6 protein-coding genes are annotated in these 5,319 nt (G+C 64.4%); 1 reads left to right on the top strand and 5 read right to left on the bottom strand.

The features are described 5' to 3' along the window. A partial coding sequence (locus EOA36_RS26590; protein ID WP_127280090.1) for a DUF1176 domain-containing protein occupies positions 1 to 424 on the top strand: 424 nt, incomplete at its 5' end. A 20-nt stretch (positions 425 to 444) separates the two neighbouring features. Here EOA36_RS26590 and EOA36_RS26585 read toward each other — a convergent pair. From EOA36_RS26585 to EOA36_RS26560, 5 genes are all read right to left on the bottom strand, one after another. Further along, a complete protein-coding gene (locus EOA36_RS26585) occupies positions 445 to 1,299 on the bottom strand; it encodes an alpha/beta hydrolase (RefSeq protein ID WP_127280089.1) in 855 nt (284 codons plus the stop codon). 236 nt (positions 1,300 to 1,535) lie between these two features. Then, the gene (locus EOA36_RS26575) at positions 1,536 to 3,146 is read right to left on the bottom strand and encodes a molybdopterin-binding/glycosyltransferase family 2 protein (RefSeq protein WP_127280088.1); all 1,611 of its coding nucleotides are present in this window, start codon (positions 3,144 to 3,146) and stop codon (positions 1,536 to 1,538) included. Next, the gene (locus tag EOA36_RS26570) at positions 3,143 to 3,847 is read right to left on the bottom strand and encodes an XdhC family protein (RefSeq protein WP_127280087.1); all 705 of its coding nucleotides are present in this window, start codon (positions 3,845 to 3,847) and stop codon (positions 3,143 to 3,145) included. The genes EOA36_RS26575 and EOA36_RS26570 overlap by 4 nt, the downstream gene beginning before the upstream one ends. Before the next feature lie 6 nt (positions 3,848 to 3,853). Further along, positions 3,854 to 4,192 (bottom strand): XdhC family protein, encoded by a 339-nt coding sequence (locus tag EOA36_RS26565; RefSeq protein ID WP_127280086.1) that lies wholly within the window; start codon positions 4,190 to 4,192, stop codon positions 3,854 to 3,856. A gap of 49 nt (positions 4,193 to 4,241) precedes the next feature. Further along, positions 4,242 to 5,319 (bottom strand): VWA domain-containing protein (locus tag EOA36_RS26560; RefSeq protein WP_127280085.1); only part of this gene is annotated, 1,078 nt, incomplete at its 5' end.

Raw genomic sequence — 5,319 nt, 5'->3', positions numbered from 1 at the left:
CAAGAATGCTCAGCCGGGCGACCCAGACAAGGAAACCCGGCTGTTCCATTTCTCTTGCTCGGCCGCCGCATACAATGAAAGCTCGATCTACTACATGACCGACGAGGTGGACGGCGTCAGGCAACTGCAATTCGCCGAGCCCGAGACCGATATACGCTACGAGAACAATGACAGCGACGGCAAGCTGTTGAGCGTGACGGTGATCGGCTTCCAGACCACAGGGTGGGCGGTCAACTCCGACTATGACCCCAACGCTCACACGATCACCACGTTCAACAAATGGCGCGGCGTCGGCGATGCCTCTGACTCCGGGACATATCTGTTCCGCAACGGCGATTTTTCGCTGGTCCAGTATGACGTCGACGCGTCGTATGACGGCGAGGAAAATCCGCAGACGATTGTCGACTACAACACAGCACCTTAGTCCAAATGGCGCATCGGGCCTTATGGTGCCTTCGAAAGCATCCAGTTGAGCGTGCCGCGCCAGTCGACCATGCGGATCGGCGTGCCATGCGTGCCGGTCTCGAAGCGGACGAAGCGGGTCGGATAGGTCTTCGACCTGGCTAGGATGGAGCGGAAGAACGCTTCCTGGTTGGCCACGGGAAAGACCACATCATGGCTGCCCTGGCCGAAGAATACTGGCACGCGACGCTTGAAGGCGGGGCTAGCGAGAAAGCTCTCGTCCCACAGCGATCCGAGCAGCAGCAATCCATTGATGCGCCCGCCCGTATCCTTGCGGGCGGCAAGCTTCCAACACAGCGCACCACCCATCGAGCCGCAGGCGACGAAGATTTTCGCGCCCGGGGACTGTTCGGCATAATGGTCGATCAGGGCCGCGACCAGTGCTGCGCCCTTGTCCCCGAAATCAGGAAAATCCGGAGAGATATAAAGCCCGCCATTGCCGGCCATCAGGTTCTTGAGGCGGTTGAAATTCCCACCGAAGGTGAAGTCGTCGATGCCTTGCTTGCGGCTGCCGCCCTGCCCGTGCAGATAGAGCACGATGACGGCAGCCCCTTGCGTCTTGCCGACGGCGACATGCCTGACATCGCCGGCGTCCGTCTTCAGCATGAGATCCTGCTGCATCTTGCGCACGCCGGTGTCGGCATACTGGGCGTGCACGCGCTTTTCCGGCACCTCGTCACGCTGGTTGATGTCGCGCATTTCACGGTAGTCGAGGACCGTGTAGGCACCATTTGTGTCGGATGAGAGCGTCGCCGGATAGGCGAAGAGATCGTCTTTGAAGGATTTCAGTTCGAGCGCATTGGCGTGGGCGGCGGAAAACAGGAAAAGCAAGGCCATGAAGGCAGCGCGGCACGCCCCCCTCTGGCCTGCCGGCCATCTCCCCCTCAAGGGGGGAGATTGGACACGCGTTCGGCTTTCGCCATGCTCCAAAGTTGCACGGTGGACACCGTCATCGAAACTGCTGATCTCCCCCCTTGAGGGGGAGATGGCCCGCAGGCCAGAGGGGGGTAGAAGCGCAAACGCTGGTGAACTGAAAAACATCACTCAGGCATGCGTAATTCGGCTCGGGTTTGTCAATCCTGCAGCACGCCGCCCGCGCCTTCGAGAGCCTCTCGGGTGTCAACGTCGACGGACGCGCCCTCGCCGATCTCGACATCGATGACATCGAGCCCCTCGGCCTCGACCAGATGACGTGCGCCGGTATCGCCTTCGAGATGGCCGACGGCCGCGAACAGCGAACGCGGCAGAAGCACCGGATTGCCGCGTTTGCCTTCATGCGAGGCGCGAACCACTGAGTTGCCGCCGGCCTTGCGGAACGCATCGATCAGCCGGTCGAGGTCATCGGATGCGACGCCCGGCATGTCCCCAAGAACGATCATCGCACCCGCGACGTCTTGAGGCAGATAGGCAATTCCGGCCTTCAGGGAGGTCGACAGGCCATCGGCAAAGTCGGGATTGTCGGCGAAGGTGACGTCGAGGCCCGACAATGCCGCACGCACCCGCTCGCGCTGATGGCCGGTCACGACGATCGTGCCCGAAGCCTTCGAGGCGAGCGCGCGTTCGGTGGTGCGGCGCACCAGCGGCTGGCCGTCGAAAAGCGCCATCAGCTTGTTCGGTCCGCCCATGCGGCTCGACCGGCCCGCCGCCAGAAGCACGATTGCAACCTTGAGCCGGTTTTTCGCCGGCAACGGCTCGCGCGGCTGCGGCCGCGTCGGTATCTCCATCAGCAGGCCGCCGACGCCCATGCCGGCGATGTCGCCCGCCGTGACATCGAGGCCTGCAATCAACCGGTCGAGCACCCAATCGAAGCCGTTCTCCTTGGGGCTGCGGGCACAGCCAGGCGCGCCGATGACGCGCTTGCCGCCGAGTGTGCCGAGCACCAACAGATTGCCGGGATCGACCGGCATGCCGGCACGGATAACAGTCCCCCCGGCCCTCTCGATCGCCGCCGGAACGACATCGGCGAAATCGCTCATGGCGGACGCGCCAAAGATGACCACCATGTCGTTGTCGCGCGCCAGCTCGGTGGCGGCCTCGGCGACAGGAGCGATCTCGTGCGGCGTGCGGCGCTCCACCGTCAGCCTGCCGCCCGAGCGCGCCAGCCGCGCTTCGGTGACGCGCAAGGTCTTGTCGAGCATACTGGGCTTGGTGCCCGACAGCACCGTCTGGATGACGCCGACACGCACCGGCCGATAGGCGTTGACTGCAAAGATTTCGCCTCCTGCGCAGATATTCATCACGGCGTCGACCAGCGATGAGGCGACCGCGAAGGGGATGATCTTCACCGTCGCAACCATCTGACCCTTCTCTACCGCCGCATGCTGAGCCAGCGTGGCGATGGTGATGGCCGGATCGACGGCATTGATGGCGTCGATGACAGCGGCATTGACCGTGAAGATACCGGCCGCCTTGGCGTGGAGATTGACCCGACCCGTGGCGGCGGGCCTTGCCTCGATGCCGCCAAAGGTCATGCTCTGCGCAATCGTTTGCGCCGCGGCGTCCTCGCCGAGATCATCGGAGGCCAGCACGGCGGCGACAACCTGCAGGATACCCGCCCCTTTGAGCGTGGAGACATCTTCGGCGCTCAACCTGTGCGCCTTGCGAAACCGCCTTTCGCCGGCGGTGGTGGCGTGGGCCAGCACAGCCCCCTCGGCCTGATCGATCGGAACCGGCCCGAATTTCACGCCACCGCGCCCTTCGCTTCGAGGCCGCGCGAGCGGAAGGCAAGGATGGTCTGGGCGAGAATGGCGACGGCGATCTCGGCGGGGCTTGCCGCCCCAATGTCCAGCCCGATCGGCGCGTGGATACGCGCGATCTGGTCGGCACTCGCGCCCAGCGCCAGCAGGCGCTCGACGCGCTTGGCGTGCGTCTTGCGGCTGCCGAGCGCCCCGACATAGAAACAGTTGGCGTCGAGTGCCGCCTTCAGCGCGAAATCATCGATCTTCGGGTCATGGGTGACGGCGGCGAGCGCGGTGTAAGCGTCGAGCGGCTGGCGCTCCAGCACATCCTGCGGCCAGTCCGCATGCAAGGCGACATCGGGAAAACGGTCTGATGTGGCAAAGGCGGTGCGCGGATCGATGATCTCCAGCGGATAGCCGGCGATCCGGGCCATCGGCGCAAGCGCCTGGCTGATGTGGACGGCGCCGATCACCACAAGGCGCGGCCGCGGCAGATGCGCATTGAGAAAGAAGGTCCGACCTTCCGCCTCGACGGAGCCGGAATTGCCGGATCGAAACGCCTTGGCGATCGCCACTCCGAGATCGCCGGCGACGTTGTCCCCCTCGCGCACGATACGGTCGCGACCATCACCGAGATCGGTGACGAGGATCGCCGCGCGGCGGGCGCGCCGCTCGGCATTGAGCGTTTTCAGCGCATAGGGATCCATCCGAGGTCAGCCCAATCGCTCAACATAAACCTTGATGCGGCCGCCACAGGACAGGCCCACCTGCCAGGCCGTCTCATCGGCGACGCCGAACTCAAGCATCCTGGCCTTGCCGGAGCCGATGACGTCGACCGCCTCGGTCACGACGGCGCCCTCGACGCAGCCGCCCGAAACCGAACCGTGGAAATTGCCATCGGCATCGATGACAAGGTGGCTGCCGACCGGACGCGGCGCCGAACCCCAGGTCTCGACCACGGTCGCGATGGCGACATCCTTGCCGTCCTTCATCCAGGCTTCCGCGATGATCAGCGGGTCGCGGGCCTCATCGAGATAGATGCTGTCGCTCATCGTTGCTTCTCTCAGGGTCTGTTTTTTCAAGGAGCCGGGAAACATATGGCTATGCGGCGTGCCTGGCGCCAGCATCCATCCACCGCCGCGGATCGACCGAAAGCGCCGATTTCTTGTCCAGCGAGGCGCAGAGATCGGCGAGCGCGTCGAGATTGTGCACCGAGCGGAATTCGTCGACATGCGGCAGCATCGCCTTCACACCGCGGGGCCGCGCCTGAAAACCGTCGAAGCGCAGCAAAGGGTTCAGCCAGATCAGCCGCCGGCAGGATTTGTGCAGCCGCTTCATCTCTTCCGACAAGCCCACGACATCGTCACGCTCCAGCCCGTCGGTGATCAGAAGCACCACGGCGCCCTGCCCCAGCACGCGCCGCGACCATACAAGGTTGAACTCGGCCAGCGTATCGCCGATGCGCGTGCCGCCGGACCAGTCCTTGACCGCCGCCGAACAGTCGGCAAGCGCGGCATCGGGATCGCGGTGGCGCATCTGCCGGGTGAGATTGGTCAGCCGCGTGCCGAAGACAAACGTGTGCACGCGCCGGCGCTTTTCCGTCAGCGCATGCAGGAAATGCAGGAAGATGCGCGTGTACTGGCTCATCGAACCGGAAATGTCGGCCAGCACCACCAGAGGCGGGTGGACTTCGCGGACCGAGCGGAATTTCGGCAGGATCAATTCACCGCCGGTGCGCGCGGCCGCGCGCATCATGGCGCGCGGGTCAATGCGATGGCCGTGCGCATCGGCCTTGAAGCGCCTGGTCCGCACCATGTCCACGGGCAGCCGCAACGCCGCGATCGCCTTCCTGGCGTCGGCCATCTCGGCTGCGTTCATCTGCGCGAAATCCTTGCCCCGCAACAGCTCGTTGCCGGAGAAAGTGAAGCGGGCGTCGACCTCGATCTCCGGAATTTCCCGAGGCGGCTGGTTCTTCTGGTGACCCTCGAACATGGCCTGGCTGACACGGCTTTCGGCCGCCCGCGGCTTCTGCTTCTGCCTGACGTCAGGCGCCACCGGCGAAAACATCGCCAGCAGCTTCTCGATCAGTTCGCGCGATTTCCAGAACAGCCTGAAGGCTTCGTCGAAGATGGCATGATCCTCGTGCCGGGACACCAGCACGGCGTGCAGCGTCCAGTAG

Source organism: Mesorhizobium sp. M8A.F.Ca.ET.021.01.1.1 (genome assembly GCF_003998025.1).
In the GTDB taxonomy this organism is placed as follows: Bacteria; Pseudomonadota; Alphaproteobacteria; order Rhizobiales; family Rhizobiaceae; genus Mesorhizobium.
This window is presented reverse-complemented; position numbering and strand designations above follow the sequence as displayed.

Bases quoted from the DNA above. Each gene is read 5' to 3' on its own strand.
- EOA36_RS26565 (WP_127280086.1), bottom strand. From the start codon at position 4,192: ATGAGCGACAGCATCTATCTCGATGAGGCCCGCGACCCGCTGATCATC.
- EOA36_RS26585 (WP_127280089.1), bottom strand. From the start codon at position 1,299: ATGGCCTTGCTTTTCCTGTTTTCCGCCGCCCACGCCAATGCGCTCGAA.
- EOA36_RS26570 (WP_127280087.1), bottom strand. From the start codon at position 3,847: ATGGATCCCTATGCGCTGAAAACGCTCAATGCCGAGCGGCGCGCCCGC.